Origin of the sequence: Sphingomonas sp. CFBP 13706, from assembly GCF_014842355.1 — a bacterium.
Classification (GTDB): domain Bacteria; phylum Pseudomonadota; class Alphaproteobacteria; order Sphingomonadales; family Sphingomonadaceae; genus Sphingomonas; species Sphingomonas aerolata.
The window spans coordinates 93,812-112,179 of record NZ_JACYVM010000003.1 but is presented as its reverse complement, the minus strand read 5'-3'; the positions used below and the strand labels follow the sequence as shown (position 1 = coordinate 112,179).

Below are 18,368 nucleotides of genomic sequence, written 5' to 3'. Positions count from 1 at the left end.
GTTGATCCAAATCAGGTTAATTGTTGGTGTAAGATCGCATCGATCGGCGCTCATTTCGGCGGATTGCATGACATATCAGGGCCCTCTGCCACGCTGCGCCGCCCCCGACCGGGAAAGCGCGTCCTGCCGCGCCACGGCGTCGATCACTGTCCGGGTGGATCCGGCGGGCGTCGCATGACCCCCGCGGCACTCGTCCTCGCGCAACGCAAATGCGCGGTGCTGGCGCGACGGATCGCGACGCTGCGCCGGGCCGCGCTGCGCACGACCACGCCGCTCCTGATCGAGGACGATCAGCGCGAGCTCGACGGATTGATCGCGACGATCGAGCGGGCCTGCGACGATGCGGACGCGCTCGCCCGGAAACAGCGTGCGGCGATCGCGCTGGCGCTGGCGACGACCGGCGGCGCGCCTAGCCGGCGGGCCCGGCCCGGATCAGGCTGACGCGCCCGCCCGCATGCCGTTCCAGCCGGCCGGCCAGTTCGAGTTCGAGCAGGATCAGCTGGACGATCGCGGGCGCCCGGTGCGACTGGCGGACGAGTTCGTCGATCCCGACGGGGACGGGGCCGAGCAGGTCGGCGACCGCGCGCCGGTCGGCCTCGCTCGCATCGTCCGGATACCCGCCGCCGGTGTCCTGCCCGGTATAGGCGTCGACGGGCGAGCGGACCGAGCGGCTGTCGAACGGGCGGATCTGTTCGAGAATGTCCGCGGCCGACTGGACGAGCGTCGCCCCCTCGCGGATCAGCAGGTTGCACCCCTGCGCACGCGGATCGAGCGGGCTGCCGGGCACCGCCATCACCTCGCGTCCCTGCTCGGCGGCGAGCCGCGCGGTGATCAGCGAGCCCGATTTGGGCACCGCCTCGACCACCACCGTCCCGATCGAGAGGCCTGCGATGATGCGGTTGCGCGACGGGAAGTTGCGCGCCTTGGGTTCGGTCCCGGGCGGCTGTTCGGCGAGCAACAGCCCGTGCGTGGCGATCGCGTCCTGCAGCGCGGCATTGTCGGGCGGATAGGCGATGTCGATACCGCTCGCGATCACGCCGATGGTGCCGCCGGATCCGGTCCCCGTGCCGTTCTTCCCGAGCGCACCGACATGCGCGGCGGTGTCGATGCCGCGCGCGACGCCCGACACCACCGTCGTGCCCGCCTCGGCGAGCGCATGCGCGAGTTCGCGCGCGAAGCGGCAGGCGGCGGCCGACGCGTTGCGCGCGCCGACCATCGCGATGCACGGCCGGGTCGCATGCGCGACGTCGCCGCGCAGGATCAGCACCGGCGGCGCGGTCTCGGTCTCGGCGAGCAGGCGGGGGTAATCGGGGTCGTCGACAAAGAGGTAGCGGGCGCCCAGCCGCGCCGTGGCCGCCATCTCGCGGTCGACCAGCGTCCGCTCCGCGACCCGCGACCCGCGGGACGCGCCCGCCGCCGCGTGCGGCCAGCGTCGGCAGTGCGTCGATCGCGGCCTGCGCGCTGCCGAACCGCGCGATCAGCTGGCGATAGGTGACCGGTCCGATCCCGGTCGTACGGATGAGCCGAAGTCTGGCGACCGCGGTGTCAGCCACCGCGCGGCCGGCTGGTGCCACCGATCCGCGGCTCGGTCCCGGCGAGCAGCCGCTGGACATTCTCACGGTGCTTCCACCCGACGATCAGCGCGAGCGCGAGGAGCAGCAGGACCAGATCCGTGCGCCCGAACAGCGCGGCGGCGAGCGGTGCGCTGAACGCCGCGGCAATGCCCGCGACCGACGAGATCCGCAGCGTGCCGAGCAGGCCGAGCCACACCGCGGCATAGACCAGCCCGAGCGGCCAGTGGAGCGCGACGACGATTCCCATCAGCGTCGCGACGCCCTTGCCGCCGCGGAACCGCAGCCAGACCGGGTAGCAATGGCCGATAAAGGCGCCGGCCGCGGCGAGCAGTGCGTTGCCGGGAAACAGATGCGCGACCAGCAGCACCGCGACCAGACCCTTGGCCATGTCGAGCAGCAGCGTCGCCGCGGCGAGGCCCTTGCGCCCGGTCCGCAGCACGTTGGTCGCGCCGATATTGCCCGATCCGATCGTCCGCAGATCGCCCGCGCCGCCCAGCCGCGTCAGGATGACGCCGAACGGGATCGACCCCAGCAGGTAGCCGAGCGCCAGCGACAGCGTCGGCGCGACCCAGAATATGTCCGTCTGCAAGAAAGCTCCCCCGTTCCGCCCCGCTATAAACGACCCGCGGCGGACGGCAAATCCCGCGTCCGTGGGCGTTGGGGCGCGCGCCCGGATACCTCCACCCCGTCATCCTGACGAAAGTCAGGATCCAGAGCCACGCAGGACGACGCTCGCAACTCTGGATCCTGACTTTCGTCAGGATGACGGAAGAAGGGGGGGCGGATACCGTAAGGCGCGGGCGGCGGAAGCGCCGTGCGGGCGACGCGCGACACCCCTGCCAACCTTCTGCCGCCCCCCAGGCTGTCACCCGCCACCGATACCGCCTAAGGCGCGGTGATGGACGTTCGCCCCATCCTGTTCTTCGATTCCGGCGTCGGCGGCTTGTCGATCGTCGGCCCCGCGCGCGCCGCCCTGCCAGACGCGCCCTTCGTCTATGCCGCCGACTCGGCCGGCTTTCCCTATGGCACCAAGAGCGAGGCGGAGATCGCCGCGCGCGTGCCGGTGCTGCTCGGGCGGCTGGCGGAGCGGTATCGGCCGCGGCTGATCGTGATCGCGTGCAACACCGCGTCGACGATCGCGCTGCCGGTGGTGCGCGCCGCGCTCGATCTGCCGGTGGTCGGCACGGTCCCCGCGATCAAGCCCGCTGCGGCGCTGTCGGTGACGCGGACGATCGGCGTGCTGGGGACCGAGGCGACGGTGCGCCAGGTCTATGTCGACGATCTCGCGGCGCGGTTCGCGGCCGACTGCACCGTCCTGCGCCACGGCTCGGCGGCGCTGGTCGAGATGGCGGAGGCCAAGCTCCACGGCCGCGCGGTCGCGCCCGATCGCTATGCCGCCGTCCTCGACGGCCTGTTCTCGCAAGTGGGCGGCGAGGCGATCGACGTGATCGTCAACGCCTGCACGCATTTTCCGCTGGTCGCCCCCGAGCTGGCCGCCGCGGCCGGGACGCGGGACATCCGCTTCGTCGATGGTGGCCCCGGCATCGCCCGCCGGATCGTCCACCTGATGCAGGGTCAGTCCTGGGCCGGCGCCGGCGAAGGGGTCGCGGTCTTCACGCGACTCGGCCCCGACGAACAGGCGCTCGCCCCCGCGATGGCCCGGCACGGGTTCACCCGGATGGAGCAGCTCTGACGCGCGGCTTGGGACAATATGCCCGCTTGCGTCATGCGCGCAGCATGGCAATGTTCTACAAGGACGAGGAAAGCGATCACCGTAACAACGGTATTGCGCTGGATTAGACGGAAAGCGAGGCGTAGTGCCCCAGGTCATGATTACGGATGTCTCCACGACGGCCGACGGCATTGCGGGCCCACGAGTCGATTATTCGCGCGTCTTCACGCAGGCGATCGACCGCCTCCATGCCGAGGGCCGCTACCGCGTTTTCATCGATATCCTGCGCAACAAGGGCGCGTTCCCGAACGCACGCTGCTTTGCCGGGCATAACGGTCCCAAGCCGATCACCGTCTGGTGCTCGAACGACTATCTCGCCATGGGCCAGCATCCCAAGGTGATCGCGGCGATGGAAGAGGCGCTGCACGATGTCGGCGCCGGCTCCGGCGGCACGCGCAACATCGGCGGCAACACGCATTACCATGTCGACCTGGAAGGTGAACTCGCCGACCTGCACGGCAAGGAAGCGGCTTTGCTGTTCACCAGCGGCTATGTCTCGAACGAGGCGACGCTGGCGACGCTCGCCAAGGTCCTGCCGGGCTGCATCATCTTTTCGGACGAGCTGAACCACGCGTCGATGATCGCGGGGATCCGCAATTCGGGCTGCGAGAAGCGCGTATTCCGCCACAACGACCTCGCGCATCTCGAGGAGCTGCTCGCCGCCGAGGATCCGAGCGCACCGAAGCTGATCGCGTTCGAGAGCGTCTATTCGATGGAAGGCGACATCGCGCCGATCGCCGCGATCTGCGATCTCGCCGATCGCTACAACGCGCTGACCTATTGCGACGAAGTCCATGCGGTCGGGATGTACGGCGCGCGCGGCGGCGGCATTTCCGAACGCGATCAGGTCGCGCACCGGATCACGATCCTCGAGGGGACGCTCGGCAAGGCGTTCGGCGTGATGGGCGGCTATATCGCGGCCGATCGTACGATCGTCGATGTGATCCGCAGCTATGCACCGGGGTTCATCTTCACGACCTCGCTGTCACCCGTGCTCGTCGCGGGCGTGCTTGCCAGCGTCCGGCACCTCAAGGCATCGAGCGTCGAGCGCGACGGGCAGCAGGCGTCGGCGGCGATGCTGAAGGCGATGCTGAAGGATGCCGGGCTGCCGGTGATGATCGGCGACACGCATATCGTGCCGCTGATGGTCGGCGATCCGGTCAAGGCGAAGAAGATCAGCGACGTGCTGCTCGCCGAATACGGCGTGTACGTCCAGCCGATCAACTATCCGACCGTGCCGCGCGGTACCGAGCGGCTGCGCTTCACGCCCGGCCCCGCGCATACCGAGGCGATGATGCGCGAACTGACCGACGCGCTGGTCGAGATCTGGAGCCGTCTGGACCTGCGCAAGGCGGCCTGAGCCGGACCGGCCTAGAGTGCCGCCGCCGCGAGGGTCAGGACACCGAGCCCCAGCGACAGCGGCATGCGCAGCGCCATCCACCCCGGCGGCGCGATCCCCGCACGGACCAGCGCGCGGTCGACGAGCAGCGCGCCGATCAGGCTGATCCCGAGCACCACCAGCGACGGCCCCGGCCAGCGCAGCCCGACCATCCACGGCCAGGCGGTCACCAGCGCAATGAGCGACGGTGCCACGCTCGCGAACCACAGCCAGCGCGGTACGCCCTCGGTGCGCGCGGCCAGCCCCCACCAGAGCCCGCCGAGAAAGCTGAGGATCAGCGCGGCATAGGCATAGGCGACCGCCAGCGCGGAAAACCGGCTCGCAGGATCGTTGCCGAGCAGCAGCGCGACCGCGCCGATCTGCGGCAACAGTCCCGACAGCCCGAGCAGCCGCGCGATCGGCGGAACGCCACCGGAGGGCGCGGGCGCGGGCGTCATCAGACCCGTGCGACCACGCCGGTCGCGACGACCGGACCGGTCGGCAGCCCGGTCGGCGAGCCGCCCAGCGGTTCGATCGAGATCGCCAGCGTCGCGCCCGGCGCGATCCGGCCGCGATCCGCGCCCTGTGGTGCCAGCACCGTCGGCCGCGCGGCGAGCAGCCCGAGCGAATGCGGTACGCCGTCGCCGCCGATCACCCAGAGCTGCGCGACGCGCGCATCGGGCACGCCCGGCCCGGCGGCGACGCGCAACGCCCCGGTCGCGGGGTCGTAGACCGCGGCGACGGGTGACTTGGCATCGCCCAGCATCGCGACCAGCACGCTGCTCGGCCGCGCCGCCGGAATCGGCTGCGACACCGGCGGCGCCGACCGCGGCTCGACCGCGATGAACAGCAGCAGACACGCGGCGATCGCGCTGCTCGCCGCCGCCAGCCACGGCCAGGGCGACCGCGCCCCGCTGCGGAGCGTGGTCACGCCGTTGGTCGCACGACCCGATTGGCGGGTGAGGGCGTCGAGACTCGTCTCGACCCGCGCCGCGAGCTGCGGTGGTGCGTCATGCTCGGGCCACAGGTCGAACAGCGCCGCGAACTGCGTGCGCCACCATTCGACATCGGCGGCGAAACCGGGTTCGGCGAGCAGGCGGCGCACCGCCGCGGCCCGCTCGTCGCCCTCGAGCAGGCCCAGGGCGAATTCGCCCGCAAGCGGATCACGATCAGCCACCGAGGCAATCCTTCAATCGGGCCAGCCCGCGCCGCACCCAGCTCTTCATCGTCCCGAGCGGCACCGCGCGACGCAGCGCGAGCTCGGCATAGGTTACGCCATCGAAGAACGCGGTCCGGATCACGTCGCGCTGCTGCTGCTCCAGACCCTCGAGACAGGCGTGCAACCGCCGCGTCGCCTCGTCGTCTAGCAGCAAGGCCTCGGCGCTCGGCTGCGGGTCGGCAATGTCCGGCGCATCGTCGATCGGCGAGGCGCGGCGCACGCCCTGTGCGCGCTGCCAGTCGATCGCACGGTTGCGCGCGATCGTCGCGAGCCAGGTGATCGGGCTCGCACGACCGGGTTCCCAGCCGCCGGCGCGCTTCCAGATCGTGAGATAGACGTCGTGCAGCACATCCTCCGCGGCTTGAGCGTTGCCACAGATACGCAGGGTGATCCCGAAAAGCTTCGCCTGGGTCAGCGCATAAAGCTCGCGAAAGGCGTCACGGTCTTCCTCGCCGGTCCGGATCAGGACGCTCGAGAGATGGGCGCGGGCGGCATCCGCCTGGGGCTTGGACAGGGTCACGCGACCGACACTAGCGCGTTGATCCGCGGCGACAATAGCCTTCGCCCGTCTTGACCGTCAGGCAGTCGGTCTTGCCGGCCAGATATTTCAGACCCGTCGCGTCGCCGTTCGTCGGCCGCAGGATCTCGCGCACGCCGTCGCGCGTGAAGACGATCGTGTCGCCGACCGCGCGCGCGTCGAACACCCCCTTGTGGTCGAGATCCCACTGCATCGCGAGCCGGAACTGCCCCGGTCCGCCCGCCGGCGTCACGTCGAGGACCATGCCCTCGACGCCGATCCACCGCCCCGATAGGTCGCGCGTCGGTTCTGCGACGACCTTTTCGGGGCGCGTCGTCGTCTCGGTCGCGCCCGCCGACGTCATGCTCGCGTCACCGCGCGTCTCGGGTGCCGGTCCGGAACAGGCGGCGAGGACGAGGGCGGCGGTTAGGGCAAGAGCTTTCATGGGGTTCTCTTTGCAGGCGGCAGGGCGGTCATTGCAATCCTCCCCCTGGCGGCGGGGGATCGTCAGGCTCTATGCGCCGCCTTCGCGAACAGGTGTGGCAAATCCCGGCTCGGCTCGGTAAAGGGCTGGGCACCCGATCCCGATCACAGGAATACGCCAGGTGCGCATCGCCATCGCGTCCGACCACGCCGCCGTTTCGTTGAAAGCGGTGCTGACCGCGTGGCTGCGCGAGGCCGGGCATGACGTGCTCGATCTCGGGCCCGAGGGCACCGCGAGCGTCGATTATCCCGATTACGGCTATGCGCTGGCCGCCGCGATCGAGGACGGTCGCGCCGAACGCGGTATCGCGCTGTGCGGCTCGGGCATCGGCATCTCGATCGCCGCCAACCGCAATCCCGCCTGCCGCTGCGCGCTCGTCTCCGAACCGCTGTCGGCGAGCCTCGCGCGGATCCACAACGACGCCAATGCCATCGCGATGGGCGCCCGCCTGATCGGCGAGGAAATGGCAAAGGCGTGCGTCGAAGCCTTCCTGTCCGCCGATTTCGCCGGCGGCCGTCATCAACACCGTGTCGACAAGCTCTCCGCCGTCGACCGGACTTCCGCAAAGGTCCCCGCATGAGCACCCAGCCCAACACGCTCCATGACGTCCAGCCGGACGGCTTCTTCACCCGCGGCCTCGCCGATGCCGATGCCGCCGTCTTCGCCGGCGTCGAGGCGGAGCTCGAGCGCGAGCAGACCCAGATCGAGCTGATCGCGTCCGAGAACATCGTCTCCAAGGCGGTGCTCGAGGCGCAGGGTTCGGTCTTCACCAACAAATATGCCGAAGGCTATCCCGGCAAGCGCTATTACCAGGGCTGCGCGCCGTCGGACACGGTCGAGACGCTCGCGATCGAGCGCGCCAAGCAGATCTTCGGCTGCGGCTTCGTCAACGTCCAGCCGCATTCGGGCGCGCAGGCGAACGGCGCGGTGATGCTCGCTTTGGTCAAGCCCGGCGACACCATCCTCGGGATGAGCCTCGACGCCGGCGGCCATCTGACGCACGGCGCCAAGCCCGCCCAGTCGGGCAAGTGGTTCAACGCGATCCAGTACGGCGTCGATGCCACCACCCACCTGATCGACTATGACCAGGTCGAGGCGCTCGCGGTCGAGCATCAGCCGAAGCTGATCATCGCGGGCGGCTCGGCCTATCCGCGCGTCATCGACTTCGCGCGCTTCCGGGCGATCGCGGACAAGGTCGGCGCCTATTTCATGGTCGACATGGCGCATTTCGCGGGCATCGTCGCGGCCGGGCTTCACCCGACGCCGTTCGGTCACGCGCATGTCGTGACCACGACCACGCACAAGACGCTGCGTGGTCCGCGCGGCGGCATGATCATGACGAATGACGAGGGCGTAGCGAAGAAGATCAACTCGGCGGTGTTCCCGGGGCTCCAGGGCGGGCCGCTGATGCACGTGATCGCAGCCAAGGCGGTCGCGTTCGGCGAGGCGCTCCAGCCCGACTTCAAGAGCTATATCGCCGCCGTCGTCGAGAATGCGAAGGTGCTTGCGGCGACGCTCAAGGAGCGCGGCTCGGACGTCGTTTCGGGCGGCACCGACACGCATCTCGCGCTGATCGACCTCACCCCGCTCGGCATCACCGGTCGCGATGCGGACGAGGCGCTCGAGCGCGCAGGGATCACCTGCAACAAGAACGGCATCCCCAACGATCCGCTGCCGCCGATGAAGACCAGCGGCATCCGCGTCGGCACCCCTGCCGGCACCACGCGCGGCTTCGGTCCGGCCGAATTCCGCGAGATCGGCAACATGGTCGCCGACGTGCTGGACGGGCTCGCGAAAAAGGGCGAGCATGGGGACCCGCAGGTCGAGGCGGACGTTCGGGCACGTGTTCGCACGCTGTGCGCGCGCTTCCCCATCTATCAAGGATAACGAGCATGTCGAAGATCGATGACATCCAGAACGACATCAAGGCGACCCCCGGCCTCGGCAAGAGCATGGCCAAGTGGAGCGCACTCGGCGCGGTCGTCGCGATCCCGGTGCCGGTGATCGGCCCGATCTTCGGCGCGCTCGCAGGCGCGGGCTATGCCTATTACAAGGGCAAGAAGAAGGTCTGAATGCGCTGCCCCTTTTGCGGACATGAAGACAGCCAGGTCAAGGACAGCCGCCCCACCGAAGACGGGGCGGCGATCCGGCGCCGGCGCCAGTGCGAAGGCTGCGCCGCGCGTTTCACGACGTTCGAGCGTATCCAGCTGCGCGAACTGTTCGTGCTGAAAAGCGAGGGACGCAGGGAGCCGTTCGACCGCGAGAAACTGCTCCGCTCGCTCTCGATCGCAACGCGGAAACGCGCGATCGAGCCGGGACGGATTGAGAAGCTCGTCAGCGGCATCCAGCGCCGGCTCGAGACGCTCGGCGAGAACGACGTGACGTCGAAGCGGATCGGCGAGATGGTGATGGACGGGCTCAAGGGGCTCGATTCAGTCGCGTATATCCGGTTTGCGAGCGTGTACCGGGACTTCAGCGAGGCGAAGGACTTCGAGGCGTTTGCCGGGAGTGTCGAGGAGGTTGGGCGGGCGGAGTGATCCGGGCCTGTCCCTCGTTGCGCGCTCTCGACAAGCTCGATCACTACTCGGGACGAACGGCTGCATTGCGGCACGACTCCCCGCAATCTCCCCCACCCCCGTTCGTCCCGAGTAGCCGTCAAGCTTGCCGAGACGGCGTATCGAGGGATAAGCCCCGCGGATGACATTTTGGGCCTATGTGGTGCGCTGCGCCGACGACAGTTATTACACCGGACACACCGACGACCTCGAGCGAAGGATCGGTCAACACAACCTTGGCGAGATCGAGGGCTACACACAGACGCGCCGCCCCGTGACGCTGATGTGGAGCCAGGAGTTCCCCTCGCGACAGGAGGCACTCGCGGCCGAGTTCCAGGTCAAGGGCTGGTCGCGCAAGAAGAAGGAGGCGCTGTGCCGCGACGACTGGGCAGCGGTGTCGGCCGCGGCGCGCAAGCCGGAGCGCTCCGAATCTGTCCCTCGATACGAGGTCTCGACAGGCTCGACCTCTACTCGGGACGAACGGGATGGGGGAGCCGCAACCCCACCCCCCGTCATAATCCTAGTCCGCCCCCAACTCGGCGAAAACATCGGCAAGGCCGCGCGCGCGATGCTGAACTTCGGGCTCGTCGAGATGCGCCTCGTCTCCCCGCGCGACGGCTGGCCCAACCCGTCGGCCGGCCCCGCCGCGAGCGGTGCCGACATCGTCCTGCAAAACGCCAAGGTCTATGACAGCGTCGCCGCCGCCACCGCCGACTGTGCGCAGGTCTTCGCGACAACGGTCCGCAAACGCGGCGTCACCAAGCCCGTCATGACCCCCGAACAAGCCGCGACCGAGATCCACGCCGCCCCCGGCCGCTCCGCCATCCTGTTCGGACCCGAGCGCTCAGGGCTAGAAACCGACGACGTCGCGGTCGCGCGGACGATCATCACGGTGCCGATCAACCCCGAATTCGGCTCGCTCAACCTCGCCCAGGCGGTGATTCTGGTCGCCTATGAATGGTCGAAGGGGCTGACCGCGGAGCGCGAGCTCAGCCAGCCCTCGATCAACCCGATCATGCCGCCCGCACCGCAGGAGGAGCTCGACGGGATGATCGGCCAGCTCGACACGATGCTGATGGGCGCGGGCTTCTTCTATCCGCCCGACAAGATCCAGACGACCCGGCGGACACTGCGCACGCTGCTGACCAAGCCCGGCTGGTCGAGCCAGGAAATCCGCACGATGCGCGGCGTGCTGTCGTCGCTGGCGGGGAAAAAGCCCAGGGCCTGACGGGGGGCGAGAGGTGCGTTCGGGCCCGTTCTCCTAACCCCCGTTCGCCCTGAGCGAAGTCGAAGGGCGCGCCCCGAGCGAAGGTGCTTCGACTTCGCTCAGCACGAACGGGATGGGGAGGGGAGGGGGCGGTTGCATTGCCCTCGGCCCCGTCGCGTCCCCCTACCCCCGTTCGCCCTGAGCGAAGTCGAAGGGCATGCCCCAAGCGAAGGTGCTTCGACTTCGCTCAGCACGAACGGGGCAGGGGGGCGTACGTGGGGAGCCTCAACGCCGGTCGAACGCCGCCAGCTCATACGCGATCGACGCCTCGACCAGCGCCTCCCACAGATCCGCGATCGCCGCATCCGGCAACCCCAGCCGCGCGGCCTCGGCCCGCGCATTCTCGATCACCTGAGTCTTGCGCGCCTCGTCGCGCACATGCCCCCGCTCGGGCTTGATGCGCGCGGCGGCGTCCATATAGGCAAAGCGTCTGGCCAGCAGCGCGACGAGCTCGCGGTCGAGCGCGTCGACGCCCGCGCGGACCTCGGTCATGGTGGTACAATCGGGGCCGGATAGGATGGTCATGCCGCCTCTTGCCGAGCGGCCCGCACGCTGTCCAGCTTGACTCTGGCAGGCGCGGCGTCTAGGCGCCCGCCTTCGCAATGGCCCTGCACCCCGGTGAAGCGGTGGCCCTGCCTTGTCCGGACCCTTGGGTCCTATGACGACCAGCAGAGCGATACCGGGACCAACGTTGTTTGCATTTGCAAAGGTTATACTATGTCGAAGCGTCAGAGCGCAAAGTACAAACTCGATCGCCGTATGGGCGAGAACATCTGGGGTCGCCCCAAGTCGCCGGTCAACAAGCGTGAATACGGCCCCGGCCAGCACGGCCAGCGCCGCAAGGGCAAGGTCAGCGACTTCGGCATCCAGCTGCGCGCCAAGCAGAAGCTCAAGGGCTATTATGGCGACGTGACCGAGAAGCAGTTCCGCGCCTGCTATTTCGAAGCCGCACGCATGAAGGGCGATACCAGCCAGAACCTTATCGGCCTGCTCGAGCAGCGTCTCGACATGATCGTCTACCGCGCCAAGTTCGCGCCGACGATCTTCGCGGCCCGCCAGATCGTTTCGCACGGCCACATCCGCGTCAACGGCGTGAAGTGCAACGTCGCATCGCGTCGCTGCTTCGTCGGTGACGAGATCACGCTGGGTTCGAAGGCGCAGGAGATGGCGCTGGTGATGGAAGCCCAGAGCCTCGCCGAGCGCGAGATCCCCGACTATGTCGCCACCGACGGCGCCGCCAAGGTCACGTTCACGCGCGTGCCCACGCTCGACGAAGTGCCCTATCCGGTGAAGATGGAACCGAACCTCGTCGTCGAGTTCTATTCGCGCTGATTTGATTTCCTCCCGTTCGTCCTGAGTAGCCGTCGAGTAGCGGCGCAGCCGCGTATCGAGGCGGCGTATCGAAGGACAGGTTGGCGCGTACCACCTGTGCTTCGATACGAGCCCTCGATACGGTGCCTTCGGCACCTACTCGGTCTCTACTCAGCACGAACGGTAAGGGTGTGAAGGGCGGTCCCACCGGGGCCGCCCTTTTTCGTTGCGTGGACATCATGGCCCGGCTTTGCCAGAACGCGCGGCATTCACTCGGGAGATCCCTATGCGCGCTGCCCTTCTGCCCTTGCTCCTTCTCGGCACCGCCGCCTCGGCGCAGACCGCGCCCGCCATCTCGGTCGAAACGCTCAAGACCGTCACGCAGACGCTGTCGTCGGATGCCTATGAAGGCCGCGCGCCGACCACGCCGGGCGAGGCGAAGACGGTCGCCTATCTCGTCGCGCAGATGGAGGCCGCGGGGCTGAAACCCGGCAACAAAGGCAGCTGGACCCAGGACGTGCCGATGGTCGAGATCACCGCCAAGGACGTCCGGCCGTTCGTCTTCACCGGCGGCACCGCTCCCGTCAGCCTCGCCTATCGCACCGACATGGTCGCGGGCACCTACCGCGTCGCGCCGACGTCGACCGTGACGAACAGCGACGTCGTGTTCGTCGGCTACGGGATCACCGCGCCCGAAAAGGGCTGGGACGATTATGCCGGCGTCGACGTGAAGGGGAAGACCGTCGTCATCCTCATCAACGACGCCGACTGGCAGACAATGGGCCGCGAAGGCCCGTTCGAGGGCCGCGCGATGACCTGGTATGGTCGTTGGCCCTACAAGTTCGAGAATGCGGCCAAGCACGGCGCGGCCGCGGCGATCATCGTCCACGACACCGAACCCGCGGCCTATCCCTGGGCGGTGGTGCAGTCGTCCTGGACCGGGCCGCAGCTCGAACTCGACGAGAAGGGCGATCATCTCGACCAGTCGCAGGTGATCGGCTGGATGCAGAAGCCTGCCGCCGAGCGCGTCTTTGCGAGCGCGGGCAAGGACTATGCCGCGCTCGCCGCGGCCGCCAAAGTCAAGGGCTTCAAGGCGGTACCGCTCGGCCTCAAGCTGTCGACCGGCTTTGCCAACACGATCCGGCGCCAGGCGTCGAAGAACGTCATCGGCGTGCTGCCGGGCACGACCGCACCGGACGATTACGTGCTGTATTCGGCGCACTGGGATCATCTCGGCCGCTGCGACGCGGTGGGTGGCGACGACATCTGCAACGGCGCGGCGGACAATGCGACGGGCACCGCGGGGCTGATCGCGCTCGCACAGGCGCATGTGAAGGCCGGCCCGGCGAAGCGCTCGATCGCGTTCCTCGCGGTGACCGCGGAGGAATCGGGGCTGCTCGGCTCGCGCTATTATGCCGAACATCCCGTCTATCCGCTCGCGCGGACGGTCGGCGGCGTGAACATGGACGTGCTGAACGTCGACGGCCGCGTGAAGGACTTCGTGCTGACGGGGGCGGGCAAGTCGGAGATCGAGGATCTGGTCAAGCCGTTCGTCGCCGCGCAGGGCCGCGTGATCGGCGTCGAGGCCAACCCCGAACGCGGCGGCTATTACCGCTCGGACCATTTCAGCTTCGCCAAGCTCGGCGTGCCGATGCTCGACGGCGGTAGCGGCGAGGACCTCGTCGTCGGCGGCACCACGGCGGGTCATGCCGCGCGCGAGGACTATGTTGCCAACCGCTATCACAAGCCCGCGGACGAATATGACGCTACATGGGACTGGTCGGGTGCGGTCGAGGATCTGACGATCTATTACGGGCTCGGCCGCAAGCTCGCCGACGACACCGGGCTGTGGCCGAACTGGTACAAGACCGCCGAATTCCGCAACATCCGCGACAAAGATCGCGCAGGAGCCAAGTAAGTGACGACACTCCCCCCGCCCGCCGAATGGGCGCATCACAAGGCCGTGTGGATCGGCTTTCCGAGCCATGCCGATCTGTGGCTCGACGATCTCGAACCCGCGCGTGACGAGGTGGTCGCCTTTGCCTCCGCCGTCCATGCCGACGGCCGCGGCGAGACGGTGATCCTGGTCGCCGCGGACGAGGGTTCGGCGCGGACCGCGCGCCGGCTCGCGCCGTTCGCCGAGGTCGTGGTCGAGCCGTTCGGCGATATCTGGCTGCGCGACACCGCGCCGATCATCGTCGGCGACGGCACCGCGCACCAGTTCGTGTTCAACGGCTGGGGCGGCAAATACGATCTGCCCGGCGACGACACGATCGGCCGCCGTCTGGCCGCGAGCCGCGGCAAGACGCTCGCGGCGTTCGACTGGGTGCTCGAAGGCGGCGCGGTCGATGGCGACGGCACCGGCGTGGTCGTCACGACCGAGCAGTGCCTGCTCAACCGCAACCGCAACCCCGACCTCGACAAGGCGGGGATCGAGGCGCGGCTGAAGTCCGACCTCGGCTTCAGCCAGGTCGTGTGGCTCGGCGACGGGCTCGTCAACGACCATACCGACGGCCATGTCGACAATCTCGCGCGCTTCGTCGGCGAGGGCCGCGTCGCGATCCCCGAGGCGGCCGAGAACGACCCCAACTGGCAGGTCTATCAGCTGGCGAAGCGCGATGCGGAACGTGCCGGCCTGACCGTGGTCGGCATCCCGTCGCCCGGCCGCGTGCTGCGCGACGAGGAGATCGTGCCGGCCAGCTACATGAACTTCTACATCGGCAATGCCGCCGTCGTCGTGCCGCTCTACGGCGCGGAGAATGACGACGCCGCGGTCGCGGCGATCCAGGCGATCTTCCCCGATCGTCAGGTCGTCGGGCAGCGTGCGGACCATATCCTGACCGGCGGCGGCAGCTTCCACTGCATCAGCCAGCAAATCCCCGGCTGATGCTCGCCTTCGCGGTCCGCGCGGTCCTGTCCGGGATCATCGTCGCGCTGATCGCGGTCATCGCCCGGCGGAGTCCGGCGGCAGGGGCGCTCGTCGCGTCGCTGCCGCTGCTGTCGGTGCTCGGCATGATCTGGCTGTGGCACGACACCGGCGACCGCGTCCGGCTGGCCGCACATGCCGAGGCGACCTTCTGGTACGTGCTGCCCTCGCTGCCGATGTTCCTGCTGATCCCGGTGCTGTTGCGGCACGGTGTCGGCTTCTGGGTTTCGCTCGCTGCCGGTTGCGTCCTGACGATCCTTCTCTATCTCGCGGTCGTCGCAATCGCGGCGCGCTTCGGCGTGACGCTATAGGAATTCGCATGACCGAGATCACCGTCGCCGCGCTCCAGCTCGGCTTCACTGCCGATATCGACAAGAACATCGCCAACGTCTCGCGCCTCGTCCGCGAGGCCGCGGCGCGTGGCGCGCAGGTGATCCTGCCGCCCGAATTGTTCGAGGGCGAATATTTCTGCCGTGTCGAGGACGAGGGCCTGTTCGCCAACGCCGCCCCCGTCGGCGAGCACAAGGCGGTGCTCGCGATGCAGGCGCTCGCCGAGGCGCTCAAGGTCACCATCCCGACCAGCTTCTTCGAGGCCGATGGCCCGCATCACTATAACAGCCTCGCGATGATCGGTCCCGACGGCGAGGTGCAGGGCGTCTATCGCAAGAGCCACATCCCCGACGGCCCGGGCTATGAGGAAAAATTCTATTTCCGCCCCGGCAATACCGGCTTCAAGGTCTGGCCGCATGCCGCAGCGCAGGGCCGTTCGACGCTCGGCGTCGGCGTCTGCTGGGATCAATGGTATCCCGAGACCGCGCGCGCGATGATGCTGATGGGCGCCGAGGTCCTGTTCTACCCGACCGCGATCGGCAGCGAGCCGCACGACACCAGCCTCGACACCGCGCGGCTGTGGCGGCGTGCGATGGTCGGGCATGCGGTCAGCAACGTCGTCCCGATCGTCGCCGCCAACCGCGTCGGTGTCGAGCATGGCCAGACCTTCTACGGCACCAGCTTCATCGCCGACGAGCGCGGCGACATTCTGGCGGAACTCGGTCGCGACGACGAAGGCGTGATCACCGCGACGATCGACCTCGACATCGTCAAGCGCCACCGCGCCGCCTTCGGCTTCTTCCGCGACCGGCGACCTGATCTTTACGGACGGCTGGTCGCGGACGTCTGACGCAGCTTATGCTGCGGCGATGCTGCGCCGCAACTCCAGCGCCCGTGCGAAGACCGCTTCGAACATCTCGGGGGTCAGGACGCGGGTGTTCTGGTTGTAGCGCGAGCAGTGATAGCTATCGATCAGGATGCGGCCGTCGGGCATGACATGCTCGGCGAGATGGCCGAACTTCGCCTTGGGCAGGCGTCCGCCGAGCAGCTTGACGCTGGTCTGGTGCGCGATCTGGCCGAGTGCGATGAAGATCCGCGCCTTGGGCAGTTCGGCGAGCTGCGATTCGACGAACGGGCGGCAGGTGCGGATTTCCTCCGGGGTCGGCTTGTTCTGCGGCGGCAGGCACTTGACCGCATTGATGATGATCGCGCCGTTGAGCTTCAGCCCGTCATCGGGTTTCGCCGCGAAGACGCCGTCTGCCAGCCCGAACTTGCCGAGCGTATCGTAGAGCAATTGCCCCGCGAAATCGCCGGTGAACGGGCGGCCGGTGCGGTTGGCGCCGTGCTTGCCGGGGGCGAGGCCGATGATGCCGAGCCACGCGTCGGGATCGCCGAACGCGGGGACGGGGGCATTCCACCAGGTCGGGAATTCGGCGCGCAGTTCGTTGCGAAAGGCGACGAGACGCGGGCAATTGGGACAGTCGTGCGGCGGCTCGGTTTCGGGCAGCGGGGAGGGTGCGAAGTTCATCGCGGTGCGTTAGGCGGGTCGGATGGAGCGGACAACCTATGCGATCGCGCTCGGCTCGAATCGGCGCGGGATCCACGGCGCGCCCGCCGCGACGATCCGCGCCGCGCTGGCCGCGGTCGGCGGTGTCGTCGCCGTGTCGCCGATCATCGCGAGCGCGCCGCTCGGGCCGTCGATCCGGCGCTATGCAAATGCGGTCGCGCTGATCGAGACGCGCGACTCGCCGCCCGTGCTGCTCGCGCGGCTGAAGCGAATCGAGACCGCGTTCGGGCGGCGGCGCGGGCGCCGCTGGGGATCGCGGGTGATCGACCTCGACATCATCCTGTGGTCGGGGGGTGCTTGGAGGGGGCCGGGGCTGACCGTGCCGCACGCCGCCTACCGGGATCGCGGCTTCGTGCTGGCGCCGCTCGTGCGTATCGCGCCGCGCTGGCGCGACCCGCTGACCGGGCAAAGCGTCCGCCATCTCGCGCACAAGGTTGACCGACCGCGGCTGCGCCCCTAGTGGCTCGCAGCCGATGTACGGGTCCGTAGCTCAGTTGGTAGAGCAAGCGACTTTTAATCGAGAGGTCCCGGGTTCGAGCCCCGGCGGACCCACCATCGGCACCTCATCCTCTCGCAAGCCCCCGATTCGCCCCCCCCATTCGCACCGCTTGATCGGCCGCGCCGGCGCGCGCATCGTCGCGCGATGGACGAATTCACCACCTCGATCGTCGGCATCGACTTCCCCAATGCGGACAAGACCCGGAGCAACCGGCGGATGGAAATCCTGCTCTGTGCGCCGGGCGACCGCGTGACCTTGCGCCGCGAACCGAAGAATCCGCATGATTCGAATGCGGTCGGCGTGTGGAGCGAGCGCGACATCCAGCTCGGCTATATCAGCGCCGAACGCGCGCCGATGATCGGCCGGCGGCTGCAGGCCGAGGAGACAAGCGCGCTGTTCCAGGCGATGCATCAGGGGGGCGCCTATGTCCGCATCCGCTTCGGCGGGGGTGACCCTTCGCTGCCGCCGCCGATCGCCGATCCCGGCCCGCCACCACCCCCGCCCGAACCCGACCGCGACGACGGCTTCTACCGCGACGAGGACGGGCCCGAATGGGGCGCCTGATCGCTGGAGGTGGTGAAACACCGCAGCGTGGACCTTTCCCGGATCGAAGGCCGGGCTCACGGGTTATCGCTGCCTGACCAACCCTGCATCGGCGAAGCGCAAAACGCGTTTTACCGGCTTGCCCTGCACGAGGGGCGAGGGCAGGGACGATCGCGTAACCCCGGGAGTTCAAGACATGGCCAGCAGCCTCGTAATCGACCAGAACAGCCTTACCGACAATGACCGCGAGCGGCAGGTCGAGTTCACCGCCGAGATCGACGGCGACGACCGTGATTTCGCGGTGAAATATGCCGTGCTGAAGGAACTCAGCGGCGACGAGCCCGAGGACGACGCGCTCGAGCTGTTCGAGCGTTTCAGCGACGAGATCGTCGACGTCTGCGCCGAAGCCGCGATGAAGAAGCCGTCCGCATCGCTGATCGTCATCGACGAGGGCGATCTGGAATAA

Annotated in this window: 23 protein-coding genes, 1 tRNA gene and 1 pseudogene; 17 read left to right on the top strand and 8 right to left on the bottom strand. The window is 68.5% G+C overall.

The features are described 5' to 3' along the window. Positions 1-174 precede the first annotated feature (174 nt). Positions 175-441 carry a hypothetical protein gene (locus IFS44_RS07080; protein ID WP_192098000.1) on the top strand — a complete coding sequence of 89 codons (267 nt, stop codon included), beginning with the start codon at positions 175-177 and terminating at the stop codon, positions 439-441. On the opposite strand, the pseudogene dprA reads toward IFS44_RS07080, so the two are convergent. Together dprA and plsY are read right to left on the bottom strand one after the other, a co-directional pair. Beyond that, positions 410-1,613 (bottom strand): annotated as a pseudogene (gene dprA / locus IFS44_RS07075) (DNA-processing protein DprA). The gene IFS44_RS07080 and the pseudogene dprA sit on opposite strands and share 32 nt — an antisense overlap. Then, positions 1,546-2,163: a glycerol-3-phosphate 1-O-acyltransferase PlsY gene (gene plsY, locus IFS44_RS07070; RefSeq protein WP_192097999.1), complete on the bottom strand. Its 618-nt coding sequence runs from the start codon at positions 2,161-2,163 to the stop codon at positions 1,546-1,548. Before plsY ends, dprA begins: the two are co-directional and overlap by 68 nt. Before the next feature lie 309 nt (positions 2,164-2,472). Between plsY and murI the strand changes: the two genes are divergently transcribed. Next, entirely contained in the window at positions 2,473-3,267 is a 795-nt protein-coding gene (murI, locus tag IFS44_RS07065) for a glutamate racemase (protein ID WP_192097998.1), read from the top strand. A 136-nt stretch (positions 3,268-3,403) separates the two neighbouring features. After that, complete coding sequence (hemA, locus tag IFS44_RS07060; protein WP_192097997.1) at positions 3,404-4,666, top strand: 5-aminolevulinate synthase; 1,263 nt, start codon at positions 3,404-3,406, stop codon at positions 4,664-4,666. 11 nt (positions 4,667-4,677) lie between these two features. Here the strand turns inward: hemA and IFS44_RS07055 are convergent, their stop codons facing one another. The 4 genes from IFS44_RS07055 to IFS44_RS07040 are packed head-to-tail and all read right to left on the bottom strand — an operon-like array spanning position 4,678 to position 6,865. Then, positions 4,678-5,142: a DUF3429 domain-containing protein gene (locus tag IFS44_RS07055; protein ID WP_192097996.1), complete on the bottom strand. Its 465-nt coding sequence runs from the start codon at positions 5,140-5,142 to the stop codon at positions 4,678-4,680. Next, the gene (locus IFS44_RS07050; RefSeq protein WP_342366369.1) at positions 5,142-5,861 is read right to left on the bottom strand and encodes an anti-sigma factor; all 720 of its coding nucleotides are present in this window, start codon (positions 5,859-5,861) and stop codon (positions 5,142-5,144) included. The genes IFS44_RS07055 and IFS44_RS07050 overlap by 1 nt, the downstream gene beginning before the upstream one ends. Next, on the bottom strand, positions 5,854-6,423 hold the full coding sequence (locus IFS44_RS07045; RefSeq protein ID WP_031441039.1) for a sigma-70 family RNA polymerase sigma factor: 570 nt from the start codon (positions 6,421-6,423) through the stop codon (positions 5,854-5,856). Before IFS44_RS07045 ends, IFS44_RS07050 begins: the two co-directional genes overlap by 8 nt. 10 nt (positions 6,424-6,433) lie before the next feature. Further along, positions 6,434-6,865 (bottom strand): hypothetical protein, encoded by a 432-nt coding sequence (locus IFS44_RS07040; RefSeq protein ID WP_192097995.1) that lies wholly within the window; start codon positions 6,863-6,865, stop codon positions 6,434-6,436. Between the two features lie 160 nt (positions 6,866-7,025). Between IFS44_RS07040 and rpiB the strand changes: the two genes are divergently transcribed. The 5 genes from rpiB to IFS44_RS07015 all read left to right on the top strand — a co-directional run bounded on the left by rpiB (position 7,026) and on the right by IFS44_RS07015 (position 10,687). Further along, positions 7,026-7,484 carry a ribose 5-phosphate isomerase B gene (gene rpiB / locus IFS44_RS07035; RefSeq protein WP_037529906.1) on the top strand — a complete coding sequence of 153 codons (459 nt, stop codon included), beginning with the start codon at positions 7,026-7,028 and terminating at the stop codon, positions 7,482-7,484. Beyond that, positions 7,481-8,791 (top strand): serine hydroxymethyltransferase, encoded by a 1,311-nt coding sequence (locus tag IFS44_RS07030; protein ID WP_031394947.1) that lies wholly within the window; start codon positions 7,481-7,483, stop codon positions 8,789-8,791. The genes rpiB and IFS44_RS07030 overlap by 4 nt, the downstream gene beginning before the upstream one ends. Before the next feature lie 5 nt (positions 8,792-8,796). Then, positions 8,797-8,976, top strand: coding sequence for a hypothetical protein (locus IFS44_RS07025; RefSeq protein ID WP_031394946.1), 180 nt, complete (start codon positions 8,797-8,799; stop codon positions 8,974-8,976). Continuing rightward, complete coding sequence (nrdR, locus tag IFS44_RS07020) at positions 8,977-9,441, top strand: transcriptional regulator NrdR (protein ID WP_056053297.1); 465 nt, start codon at positions 8,977-8,979, stop codon at positions 9,439-9,441. A 160-nt stretch (positions 9,442-9,601) separates the two neighbouring features. Next, complete coding sequence (locus tag IFS44_RS07015) at positions 9,602-10,687, top strand: TrmH family RNA methyltransferase (RefSeq protein WP_192097994.1); 1,086 nt, start codon at positions 9,602-9,604, stop codon at positions 10,685-10,687. Between the two features lie 264 nt (positions 10,688-10,951). On the opposite strand, the gene IFS44_RS07010 is transcribed toward IFS44_RS07015, so the two are convergent. Beyond that, a complete protein-coding gene (locus IFS44_RS07010) occupies positions 10,952-11,251 on the bottom strand; it encodes a chorismate mutase (protein WP_192097993.1) in 300 nt (99 codons plus the stop codon). A 192-nt stretch (positions 11,252-11,443) separates the two neighbouring features. On the opposite strand from IFS44_RS07010, the gene rpsD reads away from it, so the two are divergent. The 5 genes from rpsD to aguB all read left to right on the top strand — a co-directional run bounded on the left by rpsD (position 11,444) and on the right by aguB (position 16,143). Beyond that, positions 11,444-12,058 carry a 30S ribosomal protein S4 gene (gene rpsD, locus IFS44_RS07005; RefSeq protein ID WP_192097992.1) on the top strand — a complete coding sequence of 205 codons (615 nt, stop codon included), beginning with the start codon at positions 11,444-11,446 and terminating at the stop codon, positions 12,056-12,058. A gap of 265 nt (positions 12,059-12,323) precedes the next feature. After that, on the top strand, positions 12,324-13,955 hold the full coding sequence (locus IFS44_RS07000; RefSeq protein ID WP_192097991.1) for a M28 family peptidase: 1,632 nt from the start codon (positions 12,324-12,326) through the stop codon (positions 13,953-13,955). Then, entirely contained in the window at positions 13,956-14,924 is a 969-nt protein-coding gene (locus tag IFS44_RS06995) for an agmatine deiminase family protein (protein ID WP_192097990.1), read from the top strand. Beyond that, the gene (locus IFS44_RS06990; protein ID WP_166746450.1) at positions 14,924-15,274 is read left to right on the top strand and encodes a DUF3147 family protein; all 351 of its coding nucleotides are present in this window, start codon (positions 14,924-14,926) and stop codon (positions 15,272-15,274) included. Before IFS44_RS06995 ends, IFS44_RS06990 begins: the two co-directional genes overlap by 1 nt. Before the next feature lie 8 nt (positions 15,275-15,282). Beyond that, complete coding sequence (gene aguB / locus IFS44_RS06985) at positions 15,283-16,143, top strand: N-carbamoylputrescine amidase (RefSeq protein ID WP_031395228.1); 861 nt, start codon at positions 15,283-15,285, stop codon at positions 16,141-16,143. Positions 16,144-16,149: 6 nt separating this feature from the next. Here the strand turns inward: aguB and IFS44_RS06980 are convergent, their stop codons facing one another. Further along, the gene (locus IFS44_RS06980) at positions 16,150-16,821 is read right to left on the bottom strand and encodes a uracil-DNA glycosylase (RefSeq protein WP_031441050.1); all 672 of its coding nucleotides are present in this window, start codon (positions 16,819-16,821) and stop codon (positions 16,150-16,152) included. Between the two features lie 22 nt (positions 16,822-16,843). On the opposite strand from IFS44_RS06980, the gene folK reads away from it, so the two are divergent. The 4 genes from folK (at position 16,844) to IFS44_RS06960 (ending at position 18,368) form a co-directional block, all read left to right on the top strand. Further along, a complete protein-coding gene (gene folK / locus IFS44_RS06975) occupies positions 16,844-17,320 on the top strand; it encodes a 2-amino-4-hydroxy-6-hydroxymethyldihydropteridine diphosphokinase (protein WP_192097989.1) in 477 nt (158 codons plus the stop codon). 19 nt (positions 17,321-17,339) lie between these two features. Further along, positions 17,340-17,415, top strand: a tRNA-Lys gene (locus IFS44_RS06970). Between the two features lie 88 nt (positions 17,416-17,503). Next, positions 17,504-17,923, top strand: coding sequence for an HIRAN domain-containing protein (locus IFS44_RS06965; RefSeq protein WP_192097988.1), 420 nt, complete (start codon positions 17,504-17,506; stop codon positions 17,921-17,923). Positions 17,924-18,098: 175 nt separating this feature from the next. Then, positions 18,099-18,368, top strand: a complete 270-nt coding sequence (locus IFS44_RS06960; RefSeq protein WP_031395725.1) for a DUF1488 family protein — start codon at positions 18,099-18,101, stop codon at positions 18,366-18,368.

Coding starts and splice junctions, on each gene's coding strand:
- IFS44_RS07080 (WP_192098000.1), top strand. CDS start 175: ATGACCCCCGCGGCACTCGTCCTCGCGCAACGCAAATGCGCGGTGCTG.
- murI (WP_192097998.1), top strand. CDS start 2,473: ATGGACGTTCGCCCCATCCTGTTCTTCGATTCCGGCGTCGGCGGCTTG.
- hemA (WP_192097997.1), top strand. CDS start 3,404: ATGATTACGGATGTCTCCACGACGGCCGACGGCATTGCGGGCCCACGA.
- IFS44_RS07055 (WP_192097996.1), bottom strand. CDS start 5,142: ATGACGCCCGCGCCCGCGCCCTCCGGTGGCGTTCCGCCGATCGCGCGG.
- IFS44_RS07040 (WP_192097995.1), bottom strand. CDS start 6,865: ATGAAAGCTCTTGCCCTAACCGCCGCCCTCGTCCTCGCCGCCTGTTCC.
- IFS44_RS07030 (WP_031394947.1), top strand. CDS start 7,481: ATGAGCACCCAGCCCAACACGCTCCATGACGTCCAGCCGGACGGCTTC.
- IFS44_RS07025 (WP_031394946.1), top strand. CDS start 8,797: ATGTCGAAGATCGATGACATCCAGAACGACATCAAGGCGACCCCCGGC.
- nrdR (WP_056053297.1), top strand. CDS start 8,977: ATGCGCTGCCCCTTTTGCGGACATGAAGACAGCCAGGTCAAGGACAGC.
- IFS44_RS07015 (WP_192097994.1), top strand. CDS start 9,602: ATGACATTTTGGGCCTATGTGGTGCGCTGCGCCGACGACAGTTATTAC.
- IFS44_RS07010 (WP_192097993.1), bottom strand. CDS start 11,251: ATGACCATCCTATCCGGCCCCGATTGTACCACCATGACCGAGGTCCGC.
- rpsD (WP_192097992.1), top strand. CDS start 11,444: ATGTCGAAGCGTCAGAGCGCAAAGTACAAACTCGATCGCCGTATGGGC.
- IFS44_RS07000 (WP_192097991.1), top strand. CDS start 12,324: ATGCGCGCTGCCCTTCTGCCCTTGCTCCTTCTCGGCACCGCCGCCTCG.
- IFS44_RS06990 (WP_166746450.1), top strand. CDS start 14,924: ATGCTCGCCTTCGCGGTCCGCGCGGTCCTGTCCGGGATCATCGTCGCG.
- aguB (WP_031395228.1), top strand. CDS start 15,283: ATGACCGAGATCACCGTCGCCGCGCTCCAGCTCGGCTTCACTGCCGAT.
- IFS44_RS06980 (WP_031441050.1), bottom strand. CDS start 16,821: ATGAACTTCGCACCCTCCCCGCTGCCCGAAACCGAGCCGCCGCACGAC.
- folK (WP_192097989.1), top strand. CDS start 16,844: ATGGAGCGGACAACCTATGCGATCGCGCTCGGCTCGAATCGGCGCGGG.
- IFS44_RS06965 (WP_192097988.1), top strand. CDS start 17,504: ATGGACGAATTCACCACCTCGATCGTCGGCATCGACTTCCCCAATGCG.
- IFS44_RS06960 (WP_031395725.1), top strand. CDS start 18,099: ATGGCCAGCAGCCTCGTAATCGACCAGAACAGCCTTACCGACAATGAC.